This window comes from Granulicella mallensis (assembly GCF_014203225.1).
GTDB classification, from domain to species: Bacteria; Acidobacteriota; Terriglobia; order Terriglobales; family Acidobacteriaceae; genus Granulicella; species Granulicella mallensis_A.
Genome location: NZ_JACHIO010000021.1, coordinates 25,927 through 49,867 on the forward strand (window position 1 = coordinate 25,927; position 23,941 = coordinate 49,867).

At 59.2% G+C, this 23,941-nt stretch carries 17 protein-coding genes; 10 read left to right on the forward strand and 7 right to left on the reverse strand.

Features of this window, described 5'->3' with window-relative positions; all coding sequences use genetic code 11:
• The first annotated feature begins 167 nt into the window (after positions 1 to 167).
• From HDF15_RS20575 to HDF15_RS20590, 4 genes are all read left to right on the forward strand, one after another.
• The gene (locus HDF15_RS20575; protein ID WP_184258988.1) at positions 168 to 1,340 is read left to right on the forward strand and encodes a TIGR03118 family protein; all 1,173 of its coding nucleotides are present in this window, start codon (positions 168 to 170) and stop codon (positions 1,338 to 1,340) included.
• Between the two features lie 528 nt (positions 1,341 to 1,868).
• Positions 1,869 to 5,426 carry a TonB-dependent receptor gene (locus HDF15_RS20580; protein ID WP_184258990.1) on the forward strand — a complete coding sequence of 1,186 codons (3,558 nt, stop codon included), beginning with the start codon at positions 1,869 to 1,871 and terminating at the stop codon, positions 5,424 to 5,426.
• Between the two features lie 53 nt (positions 5,427 to 5,479).
• The gene (locus HDF15_RS20585) at positions 5,480 to 6,907 is read left to right on the forward strand and encodes a glycoside hydrolase family 28 protein (protein WP_184258992.1); all 1,428 of its coding nucleotides are present in this window, start codon (positions 5,480 to 5,482) and stop codon (positions 6,905 to 6,907) included.
• 249 nt (positions 6,908 to 7,156) lie between these two features.
• Positions 7,157 to 9,352: an acetylxylan esterase gene (locus HDF15_RS20590; RefSeq protein ID WP_184258994.1), complete on the forward strand. Its 2,196-nt coding sequence runs from the start codon at positions 7,157 to 7,159 to the stop codon at positions 9,350 to 9,352.
• Positions 9,353 to 9,445: 93 nt separating this feature from the next.
• On the opposite strand, the gene HDF15_RS20595 is transcribed toward HDF15_RS20590, so the two are convergent.
• Positions 9,446 to 10,729, reverse strand: coding sequence for a glycosyltransferase (locus HDF15_RS20595; RefSeq protein WP_184258996.1), 1,284 nt, complete (start codon positions 10,727 to 10,729; stop codon positions 9,446 to 9,448).
• Between the two features lie 253 nt (positions 10,730 to 10,982).
• Between HDF15_RS20595 and HDF15_RS20600 the strand changes: the two genes are divergently transcribed.
• Entirely contained in the window at positions 10,983 to 11,381 is a 399-nt protein-coding gene (locus HDF15_RS20600; protein WP_184258999.1) for a BlaI/MecI/CopY family transcriptional regulator, read from the forward strand.
• Positions 11,374 to 12,717, forward strand: coding sequence for a TonB family protein (locus HDF15_RS20605; protein WP_184259001.1), 1,344 nt, complete (start codon positions 11,374 to 11,376; stop codon positions 12,715 to 12,717). Before HDF15_RS20600 ends, HDF15_RS20605 begins: the two co-directional genes overlap by 8 nt.
• A gap of 168 nt (positions 12,718 to 12,885) precedes the next feature.
• Here HDF15_RS20605 and HDF15_RS20610 read toward each other — a convergent pair whose 3' ends face one another.
• From HDF15_RS20610 to HDF15_RS20620, 3 genes are all read right to left on the reverse strand, one after another.
• Positions 12,886 to 15,795 (reverse strand): FAD-binding and (Fe-S)-binding domain-containing protein, encoded by a 2,910-nt coding sequence (locus tag HDF15_RS20610; RefSeq protein WP_184259003.1) that lies wholly within the window; start codon positions 15,793 to 15,795, stop codon positions 12,886 to 12,888.
• 275 nt (positions 15,796 to 16,070) lie between these two features.
• Positions 16,071 to 16,928 (reverse strand): fumarylacetoacetate hydrolase family protein, encoded by an 858-nt coding sequence (locus HDF15_RS20615; RefSeq protein WP_184259005.1) that lies wholly within the window; start codon positions 16,926 to 16,928, stop codon positions 16,071 to 16,073.
• Positions 16,929 to 17,068: 140 nt separating this feature from the next.
• Positions 17,069 to 18,892 carry a Na+/H+ antiporter gene (locus HDF15_RS20620; protein WP_260331207.1) on the reverse strand — a complete coding sequence of 608 codons (1,824 nt, stop codon included), beginning with the start codon at positions 18,890 to 18,892 and terminating at the stop codon, positions 17,069 to 17,071.
• Positions 18,893 to 19,013: 121 nt separating this feature from the next.
• Here HDF15_RS20620 and HDF15_RS20625 point away from each other — a divergent pair, with 121 nt between their 5' ends.
• The 4 genes from HDF15_RS20625 (at position 19,014) to HDF15_RS20640 (ending at position 21,514) form a co-directional block, all read left to right on the forward strand.
• Positions 19,014 to 20,222, forward strand: coding sequence for a GTP-binding protein (locus HDF15_RS20625; protein ID WP_311733164.1), 1,209 nt, complete (start codon positions 19,014 to 19,016; stop codon positions 20,220 to 20,222).
• Positions 20,223 to 20,232: 10 nt separating this feature from the next.
• A complete protein-coding gene (rpmB, locus tag HDF15_RS20630; RefSeq protein ID WP_014263328.1) occupies positions 20,233 to 20,460 on the forward strand; it encodes a 50S ribosomal protein L28 in 228 nt (75 codons plus the stop codon).
• 3 nt (positions 20,461 to 20,463) lie between these two features.
• Positions 20,464 to 20,616 (forward strand): 50S ribosomal protein L33, encoded by a 153-nt coding sequence (rpmG, locus tag HDF15_RS20635; RefSeq protein WP_184259009.1) that lies wholly within the window; start codon positions 20,464 to 20,466, stop codon positions 20,614 to 20,616.
• 238 nt (positions 20,617 to 20,854) lie between these two features.
• The gene (locus HDF15_RS20640) at positions 20,855 to 21,514 is read left to right on the forward strand and encodes a hypothetical protein (RefSeq protein ID WP_184259011.1); all 660 of its coding nucleotides are present in this window, start codon (positions 20,855 to 20,857) and stop codon (positions 21,512 to 21,514) included.
• On the opposite strand, the gene HDF15_RS20645 is transcribed toward HDF15_RS20640, so the two are convergent.
• From HDF15_RS20645 to lgt, 3 genes are all read right to left on the reverse strand, one after another.
• A complete protein-coding gene (locus HDF15_RS20645) occupies positions 21,435 to 21,812 on the reverse strand; it encodes a Fur family transcriptional regulator (RefSeq protein ID WP_184259013.1) in 378 nt (125 codons plus the stop codon). The genes HDF15_RS20640 and HDF15_RS20645 overlap by 80 nt on opposite strands.
• Positions 21,813 to 21,912: 100 nt before the next feature.
• Positions 21,913 to 22,650 carry a glutaminyl-peptide cyclotransferase gene (locus HDF15_RS20650; protein WP_221314538.1) on the reverse strand — a complete coding sequence of 246 codons (738 nt, stop codon included), beginning with the start codon at positions 22,648 to 22,650 and terminating at the stop codon, positions 21,913 to 21,915.
• Between the two features lie 94 nt (positions 22,651 to 22,744).
• On the reverse strand, positions 22,745 to 23,629 hold the full coding sequence (gene lgt / locus HDF15_RS20655) for a prolipoprotein diacylglyceryl transferase (protein WP_221314539.1): 885 nt from the start codon (positions 23,627 to 23,629) through the stop codon (positions 22,745 to 22,747).
• Between the last annotated feature and the right edge of the window lie 312 nt (positions 23,630 to 23,941).

Here is a 23,941-nt window from a genome sequence, read left to right on the forward strand (position 1 = left end):
GTTAAAGATGGCAACAGATACCGTTAGCAAGAAGACGGATACGCTGCCCTCGGAATCAAATGCAGCTCTCCCCGCCTGCGTTTCGATTTCAGCCCTCTTCCGGCACAGCGCCGTACGAGGGGCCAAGCACTATGTCTGCGGGCTTATGAGCAAATAGGAGCTTGTACGTGAAATCATTGTCTCGTCTCACTGTTTATACCGCATTATCCTTATCGATTACAGCTACCGCTGCTTTCGGACAGCACTATACCCAGACGAATCTCGTTTCCAATGTCTCGGGAGTGGCTCCCATTACCGACCCGCAGTTGGTCAATCCCTGGGGACTCTCCCGCGGCTCCAGCGGCGATTGGTGGGTCTCCGATAACCTGACCGGTTTCAGCACTCTCTACAATGGTGCCGGAACCAAGAACTCTCTCATCGTTACCATTCCCCCTGCAGATCCGAATAACAAGAAGACTCCGATCGGTTCTCCCACGGGAACGATCTTCAACGCCAGCCCTACCGATTTCTTATTGCCCGGCGGTTTTGCTGCTGAATTTCTCTTCTGCACCATCGATGGCAGCCTCGTCGCCTGGAATGCGAATGTAGCCATCGCACCGGGAGCAGTGGCGCCGTCGACCCATGCCATCACCGTAGCGAAAAACACAGACGGAACAAGCTACACGGGCCTGACCAGTGCCTTTATTGATAACCAGCGCTTCCTCTATGCGGCTAACTTTGGCAAAGGCCGTGTGGATGTTTATGACAACGCGTTTCATCGTGTGGAGCTGCGGGGAGAAAGAAATGCTTTCCGAGACGAGCTGCTGCCCCGTAATTTTGTGCCCTTCAACGTACAGGCAATCGGCAACGATATCGTCGTAACCTATGTCCTTCATGAAGAGGGAAAACAGGTTGAAACTGATGGTCCAGGCCTTGGCCGTGTGGATATCTACACTTCAGAAGGCGTATTGCTGCAACGCCTGGAGAGTGGAGATTTTATGAACGCTCCCTGGGGTGTGGCTCTTGCTCCGCTCGATTTCGGGCGCTTCAGCCATGACTTGCTGGTTGCGCAATTTGCCGGCGGCGGCACAACCGAAAACAGCGGCGTCATTGCGGCTTTCGATCTTGTCACCGGAAGGTTCGATGGATTGTTGCAGGATGCCAAGGGCAAGACGCTGGCCATTCCAGGCATCTGGGCCATCAGCCCCGGCAATGTGGCTCCAGCGAACAGCGATCCTGCGGCTTCACCCGCAGCCGAGCTGTACTTCACTGCTGTTCCAACGAACGGCGGAGCCCCGGGTGGATTGTTCGGCTATCTGACGGCGATTTCATCAGAGCTTGTAGAAGGCGGCGGACAGTAAAAATAGCAGCACATCTGTAGTGCTTTCTTAGCTGGAATGCCGCGAATGCTTATTCGCGGCATTTCAGTTAGAAGTTCGGAGATGATCCGAGGCTTTCAGAATCCAGTGAAAGCAATCTGGTGGTTGCCTCCCATCGTGTGGTGGAGAAGTTGGTTTTGAACTTCTTTTTCATCGGCTTGTAGTCTTCTATCTCCGGCCGACGGCCGACATCGTGGAGTTGAAATCAGCAGTGCGGCGCCGCACGGAACGGCTGGCGAGATCGCAAATAGCTGTCTTACCAGATACAAGCCTCAAAGACAGAGGGCCTGCCTACGATGTCCCTGGAAAAACCGCAATTTATCCTTATATTTCGCATTTTATCTCCTCCGCATGTCTGTCCGATTTCTATCCTGCTTGACAGGTCTTTGCTGGCCTCTCTACTATTTGCTCCGAACAGAATTCAGGTTGTTGGCACGTTGAAGCGAAGCCATTGAGATTCACGATTCGCCTTTCATTGTTGTTTTTGACAGCCCATTTGGAGGAAAACCTATGGACGCGAATCGCATACGGCTGGGTCATCGCTGTGTTGAAAGAATGTCAGGCAAGGACCAGTTTCAGACCGCAGGTACGATGCGTGGCCATTGGTTGGTGGCTCTTTTTGCAGCAGCGATGCTCCTGTTCACCGCTACAGGCAAGGCTCAGATCGCCGGTACAGCCAGCATCCAGGGCACGGTAACGGACCCCAGCGGCGCTGTGATCCCCAACGCTCCCGTGACCGTTGTCGATGCCGCGACGCAGGTGAAGCACACCACGCTCAGCGGCCAGAACGGGCTCTACAGCTTTCCCAATATCAATATCGGCACCTATAACCTGACCGTCACCGCGCCGGGTTTCAAGACCTACAGCCAGCACAATATCGTGCTGGAAGTCGGCAGCAGCATCGGCATCAATGTAACGATGCCGGTTGGCGAAGCCAGCCAGCAGGTCGAGGTTCAGGCCGACGGTATCGCCCTGCAGACGGAAGACTCCTCGTTCAAGCAGACCGTAGACCAGAAGACCCTCACAGAACTGCCGCTCAACGGCCGTCAGGTAACGTCACTGATCGGACTCTCCGGAGCCTCTGTTCCGGGCAACGCTCTGACCCAGGGAAATAAGGGCTTCTTCAGCTCAGTCTCGCCGAACATCGCAGGCGGACAGGGCAATCAAACCGACTACCGCTTGGACGGCGGCGATAACAACGACTACGAGTCCAACACCAGCTTTGCCTTCCCCTTCCCGGATGCCGTCTCGCAGTTCAGCGTTGAGACCACGGCGCTCGGCGCGCAGAGCGGCCTGCACCCCGCCGGCCTCGTCAACGTAGTTACTCGCTCCGGTTCGAACCAGTGGCATGGAACGGCCTTCGAATTTATTCGCAACAACTTTATCGACGCGAACAGCTTCTTCTCCGCCACCAAGGATTCGCTGCATCAGAACCAGTTTGGCGGCACTGTGGGTGGGAAGGTTATCAAAGGCAAGTTGTTCTTCTTTGCCGGCTACCAGCGTTTGAACTTCTCGCAGTCCAGCGCAACCAATACCGCGTTCGTCCCCACGGCAGCTAACCTGGCGGGTGATTTCTCCTACACGAACTCCAGTGCCTGCGTAACCAGCATCAAGGCAGGCCAGCAGATCCAGCTCTTCAATCCCATCACTGGCGCTCTGCTTCAGAACGATCACATCAGCCCGATCAGTGTTGCGAACCCCGCTGGATTCTCTCCTGCGGCCCTGGCCCTGGAGAAGTATCTCCCTGCAACCTCCGATCCTTGCGGCAAGGTGAACTATTCGATCCCCTTTCTGCAGACGGAGAACCAGTTCATTACCCGCATCGATTCGACTCTTTCCCCGAAGCACAGTCTCTATGGCCGCTACTTCATTGACGGCTACAACACTCCCGCATTCTTTTCCCCCACCAATATCCTGCTGACCGCTAACCCCGGTAACACCGAGCGTGCACAGACTCTCACCATCGGTGAGACCTGGGTCGTCAGTCCCAAGCTCGTGAATACGGTTCACGTGACAGGAACCCGGAGATCGAACGAGCGCGGTCCGGCTGCGCAGGGAATTAACGCTACAAACCTGGGCGTCGATGTCTTTCAGGAGGTTCCGATCGGTCTGCGTGTGCAGGGTGGCAAGTTCCTCACCTATTGCAGCACCTGCGCCACCGGCATCTTCAACGTCAACGCCTTCTCTGTAGCTGACGACGTCAACATGGTGCTCGGTAAGAACCAGCTCGTCTTCGGTGGCGAGTTCGTTCGCGCCCAGCTCAACGTCAACAATGCATTTACGTCGAACGGCACCTTCAACTTCACCGGCATCTTCAGCCAGAAGGGTCCGGGGCAGAATCTTAAATTCACCCCTCCCGCCGGTGACAGCACGGATGTAGCGGGCACCGATGCCAACCTCGACTTCCTGACCGGTGCGATGCCCAGCTTCGCCCAGAGCAAGCCGCAGCAGAACGCATTGCGCGCCCCGATCCCCAGCCTCTACATTCAGGACACCTATCACGCGACTCCCAAGATGGTGATCTCTGCCGGCCTGCGCTGGGGACCGGAATATGTGCCCACCGATTACTTCGGTCGCGGCTCTACCTTCGATATGGCCTCGTTCCTGGCCAACAAACACAGCACCGTATTTCCCAATGCTCCCGCCGGGAGCTTCTTCTACGGCGATCCGGGCGTGCCGAAGAACTTTACCCAGAACTCTCTCAACCAGTTCTCGCCGCGATTCGGCATCACCTACGATCCCATCGGAGATGGCAAGACCGTATTCCGCGCCGGTTCGTCGCTGGTCTATGACGAGACCAATCTGTTCAACGCCTCCGAAGTGCTGGCCAACCCGCCCTTCGCCACCCAGGTCACCAACAGTGCGACGGCGACTGGACCCATCAGCTTCGATAGCCCCTGGTCGGGCGGAACAAGCCCCGGCAATCCTTTCCCGATGCCGTTTACGCCGCCCTCTTCCACCACGTTCAGCAACCAGAGCCAGTACATCGTGTACCCGAAGCACTTCCAGTCGCCTTACGTGCTTCAGTACACGGCCAGCCTGCAGCACGAGCTGCCGCGTGGATGGCAGTTCCAGCTCGACTACATCGGCAACAAAACCACGCATGCAGCCTATGGCTATCCTCTGAACCCGGCTGTCTATATCCCCGGTGTTTCAACTGGTGCAGGCTCGTGCGCTCCTCTGCCTACTGCGCCTGCTCCCGGTACCGCATGCTCCACCACGGGCAATCAGGCCAGCCGTTTTCTCCTCACGTTGGATAACCCCAGCCAGGGTGTGAAGTATCTGGGCGGCGGTGCAGGCACCGTGCTCATGGTTCCGGGAGCCACGGCCCACTACAACGCTCTGGTGGCTACGATCCAGCATCGTGCTTCCGCCAGCTTCGTCTTCCTCGCGAACTACACCTGGTCTCATTGCCTCGACATCCAGGACAACCCGGGAGCCTTCAACAGCACGGCTGTAGAGGATCCGAACAACATTCGCCGCGACATGGCGAACTGCGGATTCGATCGCCGCCACATCATCAACAGCTCCCTGGTAGCCGAAAGCCACTTCGGTCTTTCGGGCTGGCAGGGCTATGCCATCAATCACTGGGAGCTCGCACCGCTGCTCCGTATCACCAGCGGCGCGCCCTTCAACGTCACCTCGGGCAATGACAACTCCCTCACCGATATCGGCAACGACCGTCCCAACCTGGTCTCCGTTACGCCCTACACCAAAACCAAGACGCAGCAGGTTGAGGGCACAAACTCCCTCTTCATCTCGCCCGCTGCTTTTACACAGAATGCGATCGGCACCTATGGAAATCTTGGACGCAACGCCTTCTTCGGTCCCAGGCTCTTCCAACTGGATGCGACCCTGAGCCGCGCCTTCCCGCTGCACGACCGGCTGGCGATGGTTCTGCGTCTTGAGAGCTTCAATGTGCTGAATCATCCGAACTTCAACAACCCCACCAGTACCAGCCTGCTCTCGTCTACCTTCGGACAGATTACTCAGTCCCAGGGAAACAACACGACCACAGGTCCAGGCGCTCCCAGAATCTTCCAGGGCGCGGTCAAGCTCACCTTCTAAGTCGAGTAGTTTCCGCGCAGTAAGAACAAGAACGGAACAAGGAAAGAGCAACTATGAATCATCCTGAGTGGGCGCGACGTACCTTCCTGAAGAGAGCCGGGCAAGGCCTGGCCTCTCTGCCCCTGTTATCGACTCTGCCCGTACTTCTTGAAGCGCAGACACCGGCGAAGTCTTCCGCCGAGAGCCATGCCAAGCTCCATGCTGAGCCTGCTACGCCCAAGCCTGTCGTCAAGCTGAACGTGCGTGACTTCGGCGCTGTAGGCGATGGCAAGACCAAGGACACTCTGGCTCTGCAGCAGGCGCTGGACCGCTGCAGCTTGCTGGGCGGCGGCGAGGTCTTCGTCCCTGCGGGCGAGTATCTGAGTGGCGCACTTGTGCTGCGCTCCAATACATTGCTGCGGCTCGATGGCGATGCCTCTCTCCTCGGTTCGCCGGACGTGGCCGACTATCCGCTGACGCAGGTTCGCTGGGAAGGTCGCTGGATCAAGGGTTCCATCGGCTTCATCTCCGCGATGGATGCCGAGAACATCGGCATCGTTGGAAAAGGCAAGATCATCGGCAACACCGCCATCAAAGGCCGTGTCGATCGCGCAACCCAATTCCGCAATCCCGCGCTGTTGGAGTTTGTTAGCTGCAAGAACGTGCGCGTGGAAGACTGCTTCACCAGCCAGAACGACATGTGGTCGATCCACCCAACCTACTGCGAGAACATCACCTTCAAGAACGTGACGGTTCATAGCGGAGCGGATGGGATCGACGTCGACTCCTGCAAGCATGTCGTGATCGATGGCTGCGATTTCGACACCCATGACGACTGCATCTCGCTCAAGTCAGGCCGCGGTGAAGAGGGCTACACCATCCTTCGCCCGACCGAGGATGTGCAGATCTCCAACTGCACGTTCATGGATCACTTCTGGGCCTGCATCGGCATCGGCAGCGAGACCTCCGGCGGCATTCGCAACGTCCGTGTTGACCACTGCAAGTGTCTCGGCGCGCGGACCTTCGCGATCTACATCAAGAGCCGCCCGGGCCGTGGCGCGTTCATCGAAGATATCTCGATGAACGACCTTGAAGTTTCCGGCGCGAAGCAGGGGTTCCTGCGCTTCAACATTCTGGACAGCGGCAAGCAGGACGAGTTCCCAGTTCCCGGCGAAGAGGGCATTCCGACGATTCGGAACTTCCATTTCAGCAATATTCGCGTGACGGACATGCCGGTGCTGGTCGATGGCGTCGGAATCCATCCGAGCAAGCCGCTCGAAGGCTTCTCGCTGACGAATGTAACGGGCACGTGCGGCAAGGGAATTTCTCTGGCGAATATCAAGCACGCGGTAGTGCGCGATATCAAAGTAACTGGATTTACCGGACCTCTGCTTAGCACCCACAACGTAACGGGAACCGGACTCAATGGTGCGGCTACTCTCGATGCCGCAAAAGTTCCCGAGCCCGTTCCAGTACCGGCACAGCCTTACATGCTGCACTAAGCCTTTGCCGTTGTCTTTGCTTTTCTTGTTGTCATTCCGAGCGTAGCGAGGAACCTGCTTCCTCCCGTTTTTAACGATGCCACCGCCGGCTGTATCTTCCGAACTACCTCCCGTCCTTCTCGTCGATACGACCGAAGAACGGGAGACAGCAGAGTCCCTTCGGAAATGACAACAAGAAAAGCAAAGACAAAAGACTTCCTCAGGCCAAGCATCACACTGCTTTAAAACCTCTCAAGCATAGGTGAAGTGATGTACCGATTCTCTTCCTTGATCTTCCGCAGCTTCGCCACCACTGCTCTGCTCGGAACCTTAGCCTACGCCCAGGCTCCTGCCGCACCCGCAAAGATCGACCCCAACAGCCCAGCCAATATCGGCCGCGCGGAACTCGTCCAACACCTCGACACCATTGCCGCGCAGGACACCGCCGCTCGCCACGCCTCTGTAGCCGCGCTCGCAAGCCGCGCCGAAGCGGAAGCCCGCCAGGCCATCGTTCGCAAGAAGATTCTCTCCCTCATCGGAGGCCTCCCCGAGCGCACGCCTCTCAACGCGAAGACTCTCGGAGTCACCCAGGCCGACGGCTTCCGCATCGAGAAGGTCCTCTTCGAGAGCCAGCCCGGCTTCCCCGTCACGGCGCTTCTTTATCTACCTGACGGCAAGCCCACCGGAGAAAAGCTCTCCGCGATCCTCATCGCTCCCGGCCACGGCCCGGCAGGCAAGGCGAGCGACTACTTTACCGCAGCCACCTTTGCGCGTAACGGCTTTGTCGTTCTCTCCTACGACCCAATCGGACAGGGCGAGCGCCTCCAGTATCCCGACCCCAGCAAGCCCGAGGCCAGCCTCGCCTCGCGTCCCACCGGCGAGCACGGCGAAGCTGGCCTGCAACCTTCGTTGATCGGCGATGCTATCTCTCGCTACTTCGTCTGGGACGCCATGCGCGGCATCGACTACCTCAGTCAGCGTCCCGAGGTGGACCCCAAACGTATCGGAGCCTTCGGCTGCTCCGGCGGCGGAGCGATGACCGCACTTACAGGCGCACTCGACACCCGCGTGGCCGCCACCGCCGTCGCCTGCTATAACACCTCGTTCGATACGTTGCTCGCGTCCATCGGCCCGCAGGACGGCGAGCAATCCATTCCCGGCTTTATCGCCGCCGGTCTGGACTTCCCGGACTGGATCGAACTTGTAGCTCCGCGCCCCTATGCTGCGGTCGCGACCTACTCCGACATGTTCCCCTTCGCCGGCGCCCGTGCAACGGTCTCGGAGGCACGCCGCTTCTACTCACTCTTCGATCCTGCAAGCGCGGGCATGCCCTCGGCCTCTGCGGCAGAGGCGGCAGCTCAGTCTCACCCCACGGCACCTGCTCTCAACATCGACACGCCCAACGCCGTGCCGCTGACAGCGCGCCTGCAATTCATCACCGGCCCCGGTGGACACGGGGCTCTGAGCCCGATCATGGGCAATATCGTCGGCTTCTTTCTGCGCAACCTCCAGCCGGGCTCTGACGCCGATCACCCCTTGCTGCCGCCGCCCATCCCTCGCGGCGCACCCACCGGTCTGCCCAAGGATGCTCTGCAAGTCACGAGCACCGGCCAGGTGGCGACGAGCTACCCGCACGCTGAAACCATCTTTACTCTCAACCTGAAACATGCGGCTCAGGCGATCCCTTCGAACCATCCTGTCCTTACGGGAGAAAAACTGGCCTCCGCCATTCGCGAAGCGACCGGCGCGAAGGCGAAGCCCGGCGCGTCAAAGCAGGAGCCCGCCCCTCAATCTGCAAAGACTGGCGAATTCCACCTGGAGACCGCCCCCAACGTAACTCTTCGTGGAACGCTGTCCGTTCCGCAGACCACCGGACGTCATCCCGCTGTCCTGCTCCTGGTGCCGGAGTCTATCGATGCCGATAACCCCAGGGCGCAGGCGAACAAAGCGGAGTTTGAAAAGCTCACCGCCGCAGGAAACATAGTCCTGGCGGTTACGCCCTCTCCTTCCCCTGCTGGAACGGACGACATGAAGTCGCCGATCCTCGGCCCCTTCTATCTGCTGAGCCTGCGTGCCGAGCTGGTAAAACACACCCTGGTAGGAATGCGTGTGGATGACGTGATCCGCCTCATCGATGCCCTCGCGAGCCGTCCCGATGTCGATGCCAGCAGGATCACTGCCATCGGCAGCGGGCATATGGGCCTCGTGCTGCTGCACGCCGCTGTTCTGGACGCACGCCTCAAGCACATCACGATCGACCACGTCCTCAGCAGCTACCACGGCCTGCTCGAAGCGCCGTTACCCATCGGCGCGTCAGAGGACATAGTTCCCGGCGTGCTGCTTCACTACGACATCCCCGATCTGGCTAAAGCTGTTGGCACTCGTCTGACAGAGACGGAACCCCTCAAAGGCACCGACGATCTGAGCCAAACCTCGATGCCGCTGGAGACCTTGCGGAATCAGTAAAGCTGCAGAGCGAAATAGAAACGGGGTTCTCGCCCAGGAGCAAATTGCCTCCTGCGCGAGAACCCCATTTTGTTTACGTGCGGGTGCGCTTTCTTACGCTTCTACCAGCTGCTGAACGCAAGCTTCCACTGCGCTAAGTAACTCCGCCTCAGCATCGTGGCTTGCGAACTCCAGTGCGAACTTCTTCGCCTGTTCGCGGTAGCCCGGAGTATCGAGAATCTCTCTTGTAGCCGCGTGTACTGCTTCCGGCGTCGCCTGGTTGGTTCTGAGGTCGAGCCCGACACCTGCCCACTGCATATGGGCCGATACCTCTTCCTTGTCCTCCGTCAGACCGGCGGAGATGACAGCAATGCCATGGGCCAGCGCCATGTTGACGGTGCCGTACCCACCGTTGGTGATAAGCAGATCGATGTGGGGCATAACCTGCTCGTAAGGAAGAAACGAAGCTACACGCGCATTCTTCGGAAGCTCCACGGGGATAGACTCGGCGGGCGCATTGCCTGTCGTGACCAGCACGAGAAGGTCTTCTTCCTCGGCCAGAGCGGTCAGTGTCGGTCCGATGAGCTGTCCAAGATCCCGGTTGGCGATGGTGCCCTGGGTCACCAGGACCAGGCGCTTTGTCTTGTCCAGGTCTGCCCACCACTCCGGCAGAGGAGCTTGTCCTGCCGCCAGAGGCAGAGGTCCGATATAGCGCACCTTCGAGACAGCACCGTCCGTGTCCGGATACTCGAAGCTCTCGATGCCGGGGTGCAGATAGAGATCGGAAAGCGAAGACAGACTCTCCATCACAGGGCACGGCAGCGGGGAGCAGCCGACCGATGCCAGCGCGCGATCGACCGCCATCTGACCGGGCTTCAGCATCACACGTACTCTCCGCTGACGTTCCGCGCTCCGCTCTTCTTCAGAAGATCCGGGTCGTTGGGGAAGATTCTTTCCACTGCCCAGGTTCAGAATCGAGATGCCCATATGAGCGATAGCAGGCCGTTGTTCACGCGGCTCCAGAAGCATCGGAAGCGTTCCCCAGTACATGGAATCCGCAAGGATGAGATCGGCGGGAAAATCACGCAGAGCCGCTTTCAAGCTGGCTGCCTGTGCAGGAAGATTTCTGGCAAAGAAGTGTTCGAGGTCGAAGGCGATCATCTCCATGCCGGGAGTCTTCTCCTGCCTCTCCGGAAAGTTAGCGAAGAAGTAGCCTCCTGAGGTATTCGCTTCAGGAATCTCAGGAAGGAAGGTAACTCCAGCAGCCTCGATCACGGCCTGCATTTCGTTGGAGGTCTGCACGGCAACTTCATGGCCGTGCTTTGCAAAAATGCTTGCTGCAGACAACAGAGGGTTCAAATGTCCAGGAACACCAATCGACGCAATCAGAATCTTCATGAATACCTTTCGTAGGGGGAGGGAAGGTCAGTCAGCGAAGATCGAGTTAATATAGCTTCGCCGGAGTGTCAGGGCCGTGAGTCGGCAAAAGGCTCATGAGGCTCTGCACTCACATCTCTATAAACCCCGAGTCATGAGCTTTATTCCACGCACAGCAGATAGATAGTTCGCAGGCGGCAAAATTAATCTCCTAAAAATTTAGGTTGACAAGCCTCCTGGCTGAACCTAGACTCCTATTTGTTTAGGAGATCTCATGGTCGGTCGCAAAAAAGGTTCCACCGCCCTTACCCCTCTCGAACTGCAGATCATGCAGGTGCTCTGGGCCGAAGGGCCAAGCAATGTTCTGCAGGTGCAGAAGAGCCTGTCGCCCAAGAATGATCTTGCCTACAACACGGTGCAGACCATGCTGAACGTTCTCCATCGCAAGGGGAGAGTCAAGCGCACATTGAAGGGGCGTGCCTATGTCTATCGCACGGTTGCCTCCAGGGAGACTGTCCTCGGCCAGGCGGTACGCGATCTCGTAGAACGCATGTTCGGCGGGTCCTCTGAAGATCTCGTCATGAGTCTGGTCAAGAACCGCCAGGTTGATCTGGAGCGGATTGCGGATCTGGGCCGAAAGATGGCACGGGAAGGAGGAGAACACGATGAGTAGCCTGCGCGTTTTTATGGCATCGTATGTCGTCAACGCTATCTGGGAGGTTGCGTTGATTGCGGCGGCGGGATGGATGGTGAGCCGCCTGCTCAAGCGACTTGGCCCGCAGGCCGAACATGTCACCCGGGTTTCCACTCTGGCCCTTGCGATTCTTATGCCTGGGCTGCCTTTCTTTCGCTGGCTGATGGCCTTCCTTCACGCTCCAGATAAAGGTATTGGAAATTCCTCGATTACGTTGGTTGCGGCACAGGGTGACGCCGCGCATGTAGGAGGCATCTACGTCCTGCCAGCGATTCTTATACTGCCCTTACTGCTGCTCTATGCAGGCTCGCTGTTCTACTTTGCCGTGCGGCTCGTCTGGTCGTTGCAGGGCACTGCAAGGCTGCTTCAACAAGCCAGCCCCATCTCTCTCTCGCCGGAGCAGGAAGAGATCTGGCGCGACTGCAAACGATCGTTTTCCGTAGAGGCTGCACGTATCTTGAGCTCGTCGCGAGTTTCCGGCCCTGTCACGCTGGGGTTTCGAGAGCCTGTGCTCCTCGTTCCCGTGGGCTTTGCGGAGGGCTGTACGCCGCAGGATTTTCTTGCGGCGCTGGCCCACGAATGCGCCCACATAAGGCGTCGCGACTTTCAGAAAAATATCTTCTATGAAGTCGCCAGCCTCCTGCTTGTCTTTCACCCAGTCCTCTGGATGCTCAAGTCTCACATCGCGCAGACACGCGAGATGGTCTGTGACGGCATGGCCACGGAAAGGCTGATCGATTCGCGCAGCTACACGCAATCCCTGTTACGACTTGCAACCAGGATCGCTATGGCCTCGCGAGTCTCCACACTTCACGCCATCGGGATCTTCGATGCCAACATTCTGGAGAAGCGAGTCATGATGATGAACATCAAGAAGCAGCCTCTTAGCTCTGTTTTGAAATACGGTCTGATCCTTCCCTCAACGCTCTTCCTGCTTTCCATCGCAGCTGGTGGAGCAGCGATGGCCGTCGTGATTGAACCGCAATCTCCTTCTCAGGCGCAACCCTATGGCCAGATCTATCACGTCGGCAAAGACAAAGACGTAAGCGCGCCAGTTGTGATTTTTTCCAAAGACCCTGAATTTCCAAAGTCTGCTCGCGGGAAAAAGGGTAAGTTCAACGGAACTTGTGTCGTTCGTCTCATCGTGGATTCGACAGGAACCGTTCATGACGTTCGAGTCAGAGACTCTCTCAGCCCTGATTTCGATGCGAGTGCAATTGAAGCGGTACAGCAGTATCGCTTCAAGCCCGCCATGCGATCAGGCGAGCCGGTGGCTGTCGACCTTATCATTGCAGTAAATTTCGCAAGGTTTTAAAAGATTCTGGGCCGATAAGATTTTGCCCTTCAAACCTAGTATGGTCGCCCGTTTGTTTGTTGAAACATGTGGATGCTGCGAATGGGGAACGCGCTTCGCGCTGTATTGAGCAGGCCATCATGGTTCAACAAATGAACAACACAAGACACTAGCCTTAATTCAATCGCTCTACAACCCGCGCGCAAGCACCTCCGCAAGATGTAGCGCACGCGTCTCGGAGTTCTGCGCCACCTGCTCGCGACAACTAAAGCCATCCGCGACCACAAGAGTCCCTGCCTTTGCACCACGCACCGCAGGCAGAAGAACACGCTCGGCCAGTGTCTGCGATACCTCGTACTTATCCTTCTCGAATCCGAAGGGCCCGGCCATGCCGCAGCAGCCTGAGTCTAGCAACTGCACATCGGCTCCGGTGCTGCGCAGCAGTTGCACCTCATCGGTCATCTTCATCACAGCCTGGTGGTGACAGTGGCCCTGCACGAGAATGGTGCCATCGATAGCCGGTGGCTTGTACTCGGGAGCATGCTTCACCAGAAACTGACTCAGCAGATATGTCCGGTCGCGCAGTCCGGCTGCACGAGGATCGTTTGGCAGCAGGTTCATGAGCTCATCGCGAAATACCGTCGCGCAGCTCGGCTCAAGTACGACGACCGGCATCTCCGCATAGGGAGCCAGCGCGTCCAGCGTCTTGAGCAGGTACTTCTTCGCGGAGTCGAGCAGGCCGAAGTCGTACAGCGGCCGCCCGCAGCAGACATGTTGCTGCAGCACGTGCACGCGGAAGCCGGCATCGACGAGCACCTTGTGCGCCGCCACCGCTGTGTCGGAGTGCAGATAGTTGTTGAACGTATCCGCCCACAGCAGGACATCGCCCCTTGGCTGCGGGGGTTGTTTCAGTGTCTTCGATCGCTTGCGGAAGGTCTGGCTGGAGAACGAGGGCAGCGTGCGGTTGGGATGAATATGCAGCGCGGCCTTCGCGAGCCTGCTGGTCAGCGGCCAGCTCGCCATGAAGTTGGCGATGCCCGGAGCCAGAGAGGCAAGCCGCGCACCTTTATCGACGAAGCCGAACGCATAGGCTCCAAGCGGCCGCAAGCGTCCCTCATAGTGATGCGCCAGAAACTCCGCCTTGTACGTCGCCATGTCGACGTTGACCGGGCACTCGGTCTTGCAGGCCTTACACGCGAGGCACAGGTCGAGCGCCTCACGTACCTCTTCGCTGCGCCAGCCATCGCGCACCACGTCGCCCTGCATCATCTCCCACAGCAGGTGCGCGCGTCCGCGCGTGGAGTGCTTCTCCTCTTTGGTCGCCATGTAGCTTGGGCACATGGTTCCGGCTTCTTCCTTGCGGCACGCACCCACACCAACGCAACGCAGCGCGGCCTGTTCGAACGAGCCTCCGTCCGAGGCGAAGTGGAAGTGGGTCGAGGTCTGCATGGGAGCATGTGAGGTATTCAGCCTCAGGTAGTCATGCGGCTGGTAGGCATCGATCAGCTTGCCGGGATTCATGCGGCCCAGCGGGTCCCACAGCCGTTTGAACTCACGGAAGGCCTCCATCAGCTCCGCGCCGAACATCTTCTCCAGCAGAGCGCCGCGCGACTGGCCATCGCCATGTTCGCCGGAGATCGAACCGCCGAGGCTTACAACCAGATCGGTAGCCCGGTCGACGAACTCCCGGTAGATCGCGATGCCGCGCTCGCTCTTGAAGTCGAAGTTGATGCGCAGATGCACGCATCCATGCCCGAAGTGGCCGTACATCGGCGAGCGGTAGCCGTACTCCTGCATCAGCGTGCAGATGGCGCGCAGATACTCGCCGAGCTTCTGAGGAGCAACTGCCGCATCCTCCCAGCCCTCCCATCCAACAGGCTCGCCGGGAACAAAGGCAGTAGCGCCCAGCGCGGACTCGCGCACGAACCAGACCTTGCGAGCCTCCTGCTCCGTGTAGAGGCGAACGGAAGGTCGCGCAACGAACTCCAGCGCGGCTGCGGCCAGTGCCTGGGCCTGGGCGTCGGCTTCTTCCGCACTGTCCGCGCCCAGCTCGGCCAGGAGATAGCCCTTGCCGTTGGGCAGCAGGCGCACCTCTTCGGTCGCAAGATTCTTGCGCTGCATGAACTCGACGAGCAGACCGTCGAAGCCCTCCAACGCGATGGGGTGGTGTTCGAGCACCAGCGGAACGTTGTCGGCTGCGATGAAGGCATCGGAGAAACCAATCCCGACGAGACGCCGGAACTGCGGGCTCTTCACCAGTCGCAGCTTCGCTTCGAGGATCGTGACACAGGTGCCCTCGCTGCCCACGAGCGCGCGCGCAACGTTGAAGCCCTGTTCGGGCAGAAGCTCATCGAGGTTATAGCCGGAGACGCGGCGCGGGATGCGCGGAAAGCGTTCGCGGATAAGCGTGGCGTACTGGTCGCGAATCTTCTTGAGACCCGCATAGATCTCGCCCTGGCGTCCGCCGCCGGCGATGATCGCCTCAAGCTGCTCTTCGCTGGTGGGGCCAACGGTCATGCGCGTGCCGTCGTACAGCAGGATGTCGAGGGACTCGATGTTATCGACGGTCTTGCCGCCGAGAAGGCTATGGGTGCCGCAGGAGTTGTTGCCGATCATGCCGCCGAGCGTGCAGCGGCTGTGCGTGGCGGGGTCGGGTGCGAAGGTCAGCTCGTGCTCTTCTGCTGCTTCGCGAACGCGATCGAGCACCACACCGGGCTCTACGCGCGCTGTCCTGCTCTCGGGATCGACGGCGAGGACGCGGCGCATGTACTTCGAGAAGTCGAGGATGACGGCCGTGTTGCAGCACTGTCCTGCAAGGCTGGTCGCCGCACCGCGAGCGAGAACAGGTGCGTTGAACTCCCTGCATGCCGCCAGCGTGGCTTCGATGTCTGCGCTATCGAGCGGCAGCACCAGGCCGATGGGAATCTGCCGATAGTTCGAAGCGTCCGTTGCGTAGAGGGCGCGCGTGCCTTGGTCGAACCTCACCTCGCCGCGAACGGCGCGGCGTAGATGCGCTTCAAGATCGGTGGCTGCGGGAAAGGGATTGAACGGTGTCTTCGCCGCAGGGGCGTGGAGAATCGTCAGCGGCTGTGTAGACATTCGTCGACCTTTCCGTGGCCTTTAAATACGTCCTCTGAATGCGAGGTGCGCCTTTGCTTTGCACTTGCACTTGCTTTTCTGGTTGTCATTCCGAGCGCAGCGAGCGAACCTGCTTCCTCCCGTTCTTCGTCCGCATCACCGAGAAAGCGCGGAGCAAGTTACGAAGGGTGCAGCTTTGCCATGCCTGGCGTTCGTGCCGGTATGGGCAAAAAAACGGGAGGAAGCAGATTCCTCGTTCCACTCGGAATGACAACCAGAAAAGCAAAATCGTCGAACTAGCTTTTCTCTCCGGGATCGGCAACCACAAGCTGGTTCTGCTCCCCAAGACCACCGATGCCCAGCCGGATCTTATTGCCGGGACGCAGATACACCGGCGGCTTCTGCCCGAGGCCGACGCCGGGAGGCGTGCCGGTCGAGATGATATCGCCGGGCTGCAGGCTCATGAAACGGCTGAGATAGCTGATGAGAAATTTGACGCCAAAGACCATCGTGCGGGTATTGCCATTCTGGTAGCGATGGCCATCGACCTCCAGCCACATATCGAGTGCCTGCGGGTCGGGGACTTCATCAGAGGTGACAAGCCACGGGCCTGTGGGACCGAAGGTGTCGGCGCTCTTGCCCTTCACCCATTGGCCTGTGCCTTCGAGCTGGAAGGCGCGCTCCGAGACGTCATTGATCAGGCAATAGCCGGCAACGCGCGAGAGCGCGTCTTCTTCTGACACATACTTCGCGGTGGTCCCGATGACGACGCCGAGCTCCACCTCCCAGTCGGTTTTCAGCGAGCCTCTTGGAATAACAATGTTATCGTCCGGCCCGGAGATGGATGATCCTGCCTTCATAAAGAGCACGGGCTCGGCGGGCACGGCCATGCCGGACTCCGCAGCGTGGTCCGAGTAGTTGAGGCCGATGCAGAGAAACTTGCCGGGCTGCGCAACGCACGAGCCGAAGCGCGGATTGCCCTCGACGACGGGCAGGCCGTTCAGGTCAAGCTGGGCGATGGCTTTGAGCGAATCGGGAGAGAGGAACTTGCCGCTCAGGTCGGGAACAACCTTGGAAAGATCGCGAATGGTTCCATCGGGTGCGAGGATGCCGGGTTTCTCCTGGCCTGCGGGGCCGTAGCGTAACAGTTTCAAGTCGTTGCTCCTTTGCAATCGGTCGAATCAAATATGGTCCAGGGATGCCCCTGCGACCGGCCGGGAGTTCGCAGGTTCCCGGCACTTCTATATCCAGCTTCATGATATCGCCGTCACGTTCGACCACTGGAGCGGTGCCCTCAGGTGGTCTCGTTCAGGTCGAGTTCACGCTCCAGTCTTCGCAGTACCGAGTCGCTGATGCGTCCCTCATCGCGCAGGTGGACCAGGATCTTTCTCTGTACCTTCAGCAGCTCCAGTGCGACCGCTTGCTGGCGTGCAAACTGCCTCGCATTCGTCCCGGTATCGCTGTGGCCGAGCACTGCGGCAAGACGCTCCCGATGATGCTCGGCGAGATCGTCATAGAACCTCGCAAACTCCGGCAGGTCATTTTCGCGGGCCTCTTCGATATGCTCCAGGGCCGCTTCCAGCATCAACCGTCGTGCTTCACCTTCTTCTCGGTCCGGTTCGCCGGCTCCGCCCAGCCCCAGTGCCCGGACGAGTGGCGGAAGCGTCAGCCCCTGCAGCACCAGCGTCACGAGAATCACGCTGAAGGTCAGAAAGATAATCAGGTTACGGCTGGGAAACGGCTGGCCGTTCTTCATCGTCTCGGGAATGGAGAGCGCCGCTGCCAGCGAGACCACGCCGCGCATCCCGGTCCATCCTGTGACGAAGATCTGTTTTGCCGGAAGCATCGGCTCGTCCTGTTTCAGCAGCCGTCTGCGGATGAAATAGGCCAGATACGCCCCAGGATAGATCCACAGCAGCCGCAACGCGATGACCAGCGCACTGACTGCCGCGGCATCGACCATCAGGGTCACCTTGCTGTAGCTGTGCAGCCCGGCGAGGACAAACGGGAGCTGTAGTCCGATCAGAACGAACACCAGGCCGTTCAGCACAAAGTCGATCGCGTTCCAGAGAGCATAGGCCTGCAGCCGCACGCCCGGCGAAAAGAAGCTCGCGCTCTTCCGGCTCAGGTAGAGGCCGCAAGCGACCACCGCGAGAACACCGGAGGCGTGGGCCTCTTCCGCCGCGATATAGGACGCATAGGCGGTCACGAGGCCGAGGGTCATCTCGATCGGCCCATCGTCGATGTGGAGCTCAAACCAGTGCACCACCCAACCCACGACGATTCCGATGCCGATACCCGCCACCACCAGGTAGATCAACCGCAGTGCCCCTGCGCCGAACGAGGGCGTTGTGCCGTTCACCACCATGGCTACGCCGAACTCCAGCGCCAGCAGGCCGGTGGCATCGTTGACCAGGCTCTCTCCTTCCAGGATGTCGGTGATCCGCTGCGGCAGCCCCACTCGTTTTGCGATGGAGGTTGCGGCGATGGCGTCGGTGGGCGCTACGATCGCGCCCAGGACGAATCCCGTGCGCCAGTACAGAAGCGAAAATAGCCGTTCCCCGGCCAGCGCCACGCCGAGCACGGTAAAGCCGATGAGGCCGAACCCCATCAGAAAGATGGTCACGATGTTGTAGCGGAAGTCGCGCCACGAGGTCTCCCAGGCGGCGTGAAACAGCAGCGGCGGCAGCACGGCGAGGAAGACCATGTCCGGGTTCAGGCTGATCTTCGGCAGGCCGGGTATAAAACTGACCAGCAGCCCGGCGATGACCAGCACGATCGGATAGGCCACCTTCAGCCTGCGGGCCAGATCGCCGAAGATCACCACAAAGAGCAGCAACAGCAGAAAGACTGTTTCTATCCCTCGTATTCCTTCGTGCATCGTGACCTCCTCGGCGGACTGTCCTTTTTTGTCTTCAACAGACAACGAAGCTGTGCGTTCCAGTATCTCCTGTTGCTGCCGCTGTTGTTGCTTATTTCTCGTCGTTGTTGTTGCCTGTTTTTCGTCGTCATCCTGAGCGGTACGCGAAGGACCCCCGCATTCTGCACGATGCCAGAGGAAGCGAATACTGCCTGTGCAGGCAAAGCTGGCCGCACTCTCTTTGCGCAGCCGAGGCATAGGTGGCAGCGCCAATGCGGAGGTCCTTCGCCTACGGCTCAGGATGACGACGAAAAACAAGCAATCACGAAATTTGCAACTCCACTATTGCTTATGTATTCTCATTATTATGAGTGGAACCGTGAAAACCCTCCCCACCACCGTGCTCTCCGGCTTCCTCGGTGCCGGCAAAACGACCCTGCTTAATCACGTGCTGAACAATCGCGCGGGAATGCGCGTTGCCGTAATCGTGAACGACATGAGCGAGATCAACATCGACTCGCAGTTGATCGCGCAGAGCGGCGCGGGGTTGAGTCGCACCGAAGAGAAGCTCGTCGAGATGACCAACGGCTGCATCTGCTGCACCTTGCGCGACGACCTGCTGCAGGAGGTCTCGCGCCTCGCGCGCGAAGGCCGCTTCGACTACCTCCTGATCGAGTCGACCGGCATCTCCGAACCCCTTCCCGTGGCGGCGACGTTCACCTTCATCGACGAGACCGGCAAGTCGCTCTCTGAGGTCGCCAAGCTCGACACGATGGTCACCGTGGTCGATGCCGCCAAGCTATTGCAGGACATTCGTTCCATTGACGACCTTCGCGACCGCGAGCTGGCGTTGAGCGAGGACGACGAGCGGTCGCTCTCCGACCTGCTGATCGACCAGATCGAGTTCGCCAATGTGCTGGTTATCAACAAGACCGATCTTGTCAGCGAGGAAGAACTGAAGCGGCTCGAAGCTATCCTCGAACACCTGAACCCCGGCGCGGAGCAGGTTCGTTCCGTGCGCGGCGAGGTTCCGCTCTATAGCATTCTGCACACCGGTCTCTTCGACATGGACGAGGCCGAGAGCTCCGCCGGCTGGATTCGCGAGTTGAATAATCGCCACACGCCTGAGACCGAAGAGTACGGCATCGCAAGCTTCGTCTACCGCGCGCGCAGGCCGTTTCATCCCGACCGCCTTGAGCAGCTGACCAACGGCGGCTTCCCCAATGTGCTCCGCGCCAAGGGCTTCCTCTGGCTCGCCTCCTGCAACGACGACCTGATCCTCTTCTCGATCGCGGGCGCAACGCTTACGGTTGAGCCGCAGGCGCAATGGCTCGCCGCGGGAGACCCCGACGAAGAGCACGACCCCGATACCAAGGAGTACATCGGCAGGGTGTGGGAGCCGGAGTTCGGCGACCGCCGCCAGGAGATCGTCTTCATCGGCGCCGATATGGATCGTGCGGCCCTCGAAGCACAGATGAATGCCGCGCTGCTTACGCCTGCAGAGATGGCAGGCGGTCCGCAGGCATGGAAAAAACTCAGCGATCCGTTTGCGGAGATGTTCCGCGATCGCGAACCTGTAGAGGCATAGGAGAAGACGCATGGCAAAGGTATGTCCCATCACGGGCAAGCGAACGGTCACCGGCAATAACGTCTCGCACGCCAACAACAAGACGCGCCGCCGCTGGGAGCCCAACCTGCAACTGAAGCGCATCTGGATCCCCAGCGAGAATCGCTTCGTGCGCATGCGCGTCAGCGCACGAGGAATCCGCACGATCCAGAAGCTCGGGATAGAAGCCGCGCTGCTCAAAGCAGCAAAGAGAGGTTAAGCAATGCGAACGATCATCAAGCTGGTTTCAACCGCAGGCACAGGGCACTTCTACACGACGACCAAGAATCCCAAGCTGCAGACCGGCAAGCTCGAACTGCGCAAGTACGATCCCGTGATCCGGAAGCACGTTCCTTATCGGGAATCGAAAGCCTAGAGTCTGTTCTCTTGTCCTGATGCTTCTGTCGTGGCTCGTGTTTTGTGTCGCGTTTCATGCCGGTATTGCCTCTACGGTCGGACATCGCGCGAAGCGCGACAACGCTGACGCTTTAGCGTCAGCGGACGGAGGGAGCCGTGCACTTAACGAAACCATCTCCAACGAAATCGCCCAATCCAAACGACGCAATCCCAACCAAGCAACAAACGCCCCACAATCTCAACCAGGTCCCCACCGCATGCCCGTCAGCCCACCGCCCAGGCAATATCTTTCGAACGCCATTCGAAAGTGTGGCAGCGCGCTCCTGCATCAGCAGTGCTGGCTCTGGGGACAGGACATCAAACGCGCTGAAGGCAATCTGCTCCTGGCCCACGGCTTCGAGCGCATACGTCCGCCCGACGGCGTAGCGGGCTCCAGCCAGTACACCCTCGCGGTAGCAGACGATCTCAGCGTCAGGCTCTGGGGGTTCGGCATCTACTTCGGAGCGGGGACGGGAATCTTCCTGAACCGCTTTGAGTTCATCCCTCGCGAAGCCCGAAGGTCCGATCTCTGGCAGGCGCGGGAGATGACCGCCCTGCCAAGAGCCAGGGATTTTTCTCTGCTCGCGCAGACATTGCGATGGATCGGAGCCTACGAGGCCTGGGTTCTTCGCACGCTCGGGCCGGAGCATCGAAAGGCATGCCTCGTCGGCTGGCCTGGTGCCGCTACGAGTCACTGCCTGATCGCCGAAGCCTGGAATGAGCTAGCTGCACAGGTCGAGAGATCACAGCCCATTCCAGGCGCCGCGGGTTGCCGCATCGCGCCAGCCAAGGGACGGCTTACTTACAATCCGCGCACACCCCGTAAAGAAAGAACTCATGGCCGGTCACGCGAAAGCCGCGCGGCAACTTCGGCTTAACCGGTACGCCACAGCCCTGCATCTCAAACACCTTGCCGCACTCGTTGCAGTGGAAGTGATGGTGATGTTCCTTGCCGGCCACTTCGTAGCGCGTCGACTCCCCGGGAATCTCCACCGGCGTGAGCCACTTGTCCTCCACCAGCGAACCGATGTTGCGATACACCGTGGCAATGCTGATGCCCTCTACCTCTTTTTGAGCATAAGAGAGCGTCTCGTCCGGCGAGAGGGGGCGGTCCGCATGAATGAAGGCCGCTCGAATCGCATCTTTCTGACGTGTTTTACGTGACTGTATAGGCATGACTCTCTCTCCTCCACTGAATTCAATTGGAGTGTTTCACTGGTTGATCGCGGTATAGCTGGTTCTATATTAACGCGAATCGACTCGCGGCTGGCCTCTCTTACTTTTCTTTCTGCCTTGGAGCATTCAACTCGATCTCGAAGATGTGCGGCCAAAGCTTGCCGGTGAGGAAGAGATGGTTGGTCTTCGCGTCATACGCAATGCCGTTCAACACCGCCTCCGGGTCGGTCCTTTGATCGGGCGGCAGCAGCATGCTGAGGTCGAGCCAGCCAACGACCTTTCCCGTCTGTGGTGAGATGCGAATGATGCGGTCGGAGTGCCAGATATTTGCGAAGATCTCTCCGTGGATGTACTCCAGTTCATTCACGTTCTGAACGGGGACTCCGTTCTCCGTCACCTTCAGACGGCGGGTCTCGCGGAACGTGTGAGGATCGAAAAAGCGCAGCGTCGGAGATCCATCGCTCCGTATGAGGCTCGTTCCATCCTGCGTCAGCCCCCATCCTTCGCCGTCGTAGTGAAAGGTGCGCAGGAGATGGAAGTTGGAGCGGTCATACACAAAGCCTGTCTGGGTCTGCCAGGTCAGTTGGATCACCTCGTTCTGCCAGACCGTAATCCCTTCGCCAAAGTAGGTGTCCGCAATATTGAGATTCCGCGTAATCGCACCGGTCTTCGGATCGATCGCCCGCAACGTGGAGTGCCCCTTCAACCCCGTGCTCTCATACAGCATGCCGTCCGCATAGACGAATCCTTCGGTGAAGGCCCGTGGATCGTGCGGATAGACATGGACGATGTGGAAGCTGTCCGCCTTCGTGGGAGCATCCGCCGGGAGAGCATGCATCCGTGAGCTGGAAAGTGCGCAGGAAAGAAAGACAAGCCCGAGAGTCGCAGGCAGTAGCCAACCCCCTCTCTTGCGCTGACCAGGCCTGCTGGAATCAGTGTGCTGCTTTGGTATCACGTTCAGTGCTCCAGGCGTCCGGGGAATCTTGTGCGGTCCTGCGGGCGCGCCATACTGCGAGCGCGATTCCGGCCACAATCATGGGGATCGTCAGCAACTGGCCTTTGCTCATCCAGCCCCAGAATACAGGCTGGCCTACATCCGGCTCGCGCCAGAACTCGTCGATGAAACGGCCGATGCCATACAGCGCACACACCGCACCGGTCGTGAATCCCGGCCGTGGATGGCTGCGATAGAGCCATCGCGCCACGAGAAACAGCAGCAGGCCTTCGATCGCCGCGGCGTAGAGTTGGCTGGGATGGCGAGGCACCTCCATGCCGTTGACCAGCGGCGATCGCGGAAAGATGACAGCCCAGGGAACGGTCGTTGGACGTCCCCACAGCTCGCCGTTGATGAAGTTGGCGATCCGCCCCAGGCCGATCGCCAGCGGACCGGCAACGACGGCAGCATCCAGAAAGAACCATGGATTGAGCTTCCGTTGCCAGGCAAAGACACAGATCCCCAGCACCATGCCCAGAATGCCGCCATGGCTGGACATGCCGCCGTTCCAGACGGCGAAGACCTGTAGCGGATGATGGCTGATCTCGTGAAAGTCGTACAAGAGGCAGTAGCCCAGCCTGCCGCCGACGAGCAGCCCGGCCGCCCCATAGATAATCAGCGTGTCGACCTGGTGGAGCGAAACCGGAAGCCGTCCCTGGCGCGACCACCTCGAAAAAAGATACGCGGTAAGCAGAATTCCCAGGGCGTAGGCGATGCCATACCAGCGAATCCCAAGGCCACCCGAAAAGTGAATGATCCAGGGATCGAGATTGTCGACCCAGTACTGCCGTGGAGCGGCCATGGCGAGGGAAGAAAGATTCATCGAACAGGCCAGCCGAGTGCTTGCGCCGGAGTCGCGAGGGAGAAGTACAGCATGCCGGGAGTCGCCGCCGCGCCTGCGAACCTTTGCGAAAACGTGCGTCTAACGGTCAAAGACCTCATTCCAGCATCTTCCACCGGGAAGCAGGATATGTCAATGCGAATGAATTCTCATTTGCGTAAAGGTTGAAGAAGAGGCACGCTCCCGTGGCATTCCTGTTTCTATGGCGTTGATCTCGCCACCGTATAATCACGTTCTACCTTGAGCGCGGCAGGGCAGCAAACGCAGGGCTCCGAGGACGGGAGGAATGAATAG

What these genes read in the sequence shown, in the direction of transcription:
- HDF15_RS20580 (WP_184258990.1), top strand. Translation starts at nt 1,869, where the DNA reads ATGGACGCGAATCGCATACGGCTGGGTCATCGCTGTGTTGAAAGAATG.
- HDF15_RS20585 (WP_184258992.1), top strand. Translation starts at nt 5,480, where the DNA reads ATGAATCATCCTGAGTGGGCGCGACGTACCTTCCTGAAGAGAGCCGGG.
- HDF15_RS20610 (WP_184259003.1), bottom strand. Translation starts at nt 15,795, where the DNA reads ATGTCTACACAGCCGCTGACGATTCTCCACGCCCCTGCGGCGAAGACA.
- rpmG (WP_184259009.1), top strand. Translation starts at nt 20,464, where the DNA reads ATGCGAACGATCATCAAGCTGGTTTCAACCGCAGGCACAGGGCACTTC.
- HDF15_RS20600 (WP_184258999.1), top strand. Translation starts at nt 10,983, where the DNA reads ATGGTCGGTCGCAAAAAAGGTTCCACCGCCCTTACCCCTCTCGAACTG.
- HDF15_RS20595 (WP_184258996.1), bottom strand. Translation starts at nt 10,729, where the DNA reads ATGAAGATTCTGATTGCGTCGATTGGTGTTCCTGGACATTTGAACCCT.
- rpmB (WP_014263328.1), top strand. Translation starts at nt 20,233, where the DNA reads ATGGCAAAGGTATGTCCCATCACGGGCAAGCGAACGGTCACCGGCAAT.
- HDF15_RS20620 (WP_260331207.1), bottom strand. Translation starts at nt 18,892, where the DNA reads ATGCCTCGGCTGCGCAAAGAGAGTGCGGCCAGCTTTGCCTGCACAGGC.
- HDF15_RS20645 (WP_184259013.1), bottom strand. Translation starts at nt 21,812, where the DNA reads ATGCCTATACAGTCACGTAAAACACGTCAGAAAGATGCGATTCGAGCG.
- HDF15_RS20590 (WP_184258994.1), top strand. Translation starts at nt 7,157, where the DNA reads ATGTACCGATTCTCTTCCTTGATCTTCCGCAGCTTCGCCACCACTGCT.
- HDF15_RS20650 (WP_221314538.1), bottom strand. Translation starts at nt 22,650, where the DNA reads ATGCATGCTCTCCCGGCGGATGCTCCCACGAAGGCGGACAGCTTCCAC.
- HDF15_RS20605 (WP_184259001.1), top strand. Translation starts at nt 11,374, where the DNA reads ATGAGTAGCCTGCGCGTTTTTATGGCATCGTATGTCGTCAACGCTATC.
- HDF15_RS20640 (WP_184259011.1), top strand. Translation starts at nt 20,855, where the DNA reads ATGCCCGTCAGCCCACCGCCCAGGCAATATCTTTCGAACGCCATTCGA.
- lgt (WP_221314539.1), bottom strand. Translation starts at nt 23,629, where the DNA reads ATGAATCTTTCTTCCCTCGCCATGGCCGCTCCACGGCAGTACTGGGTC.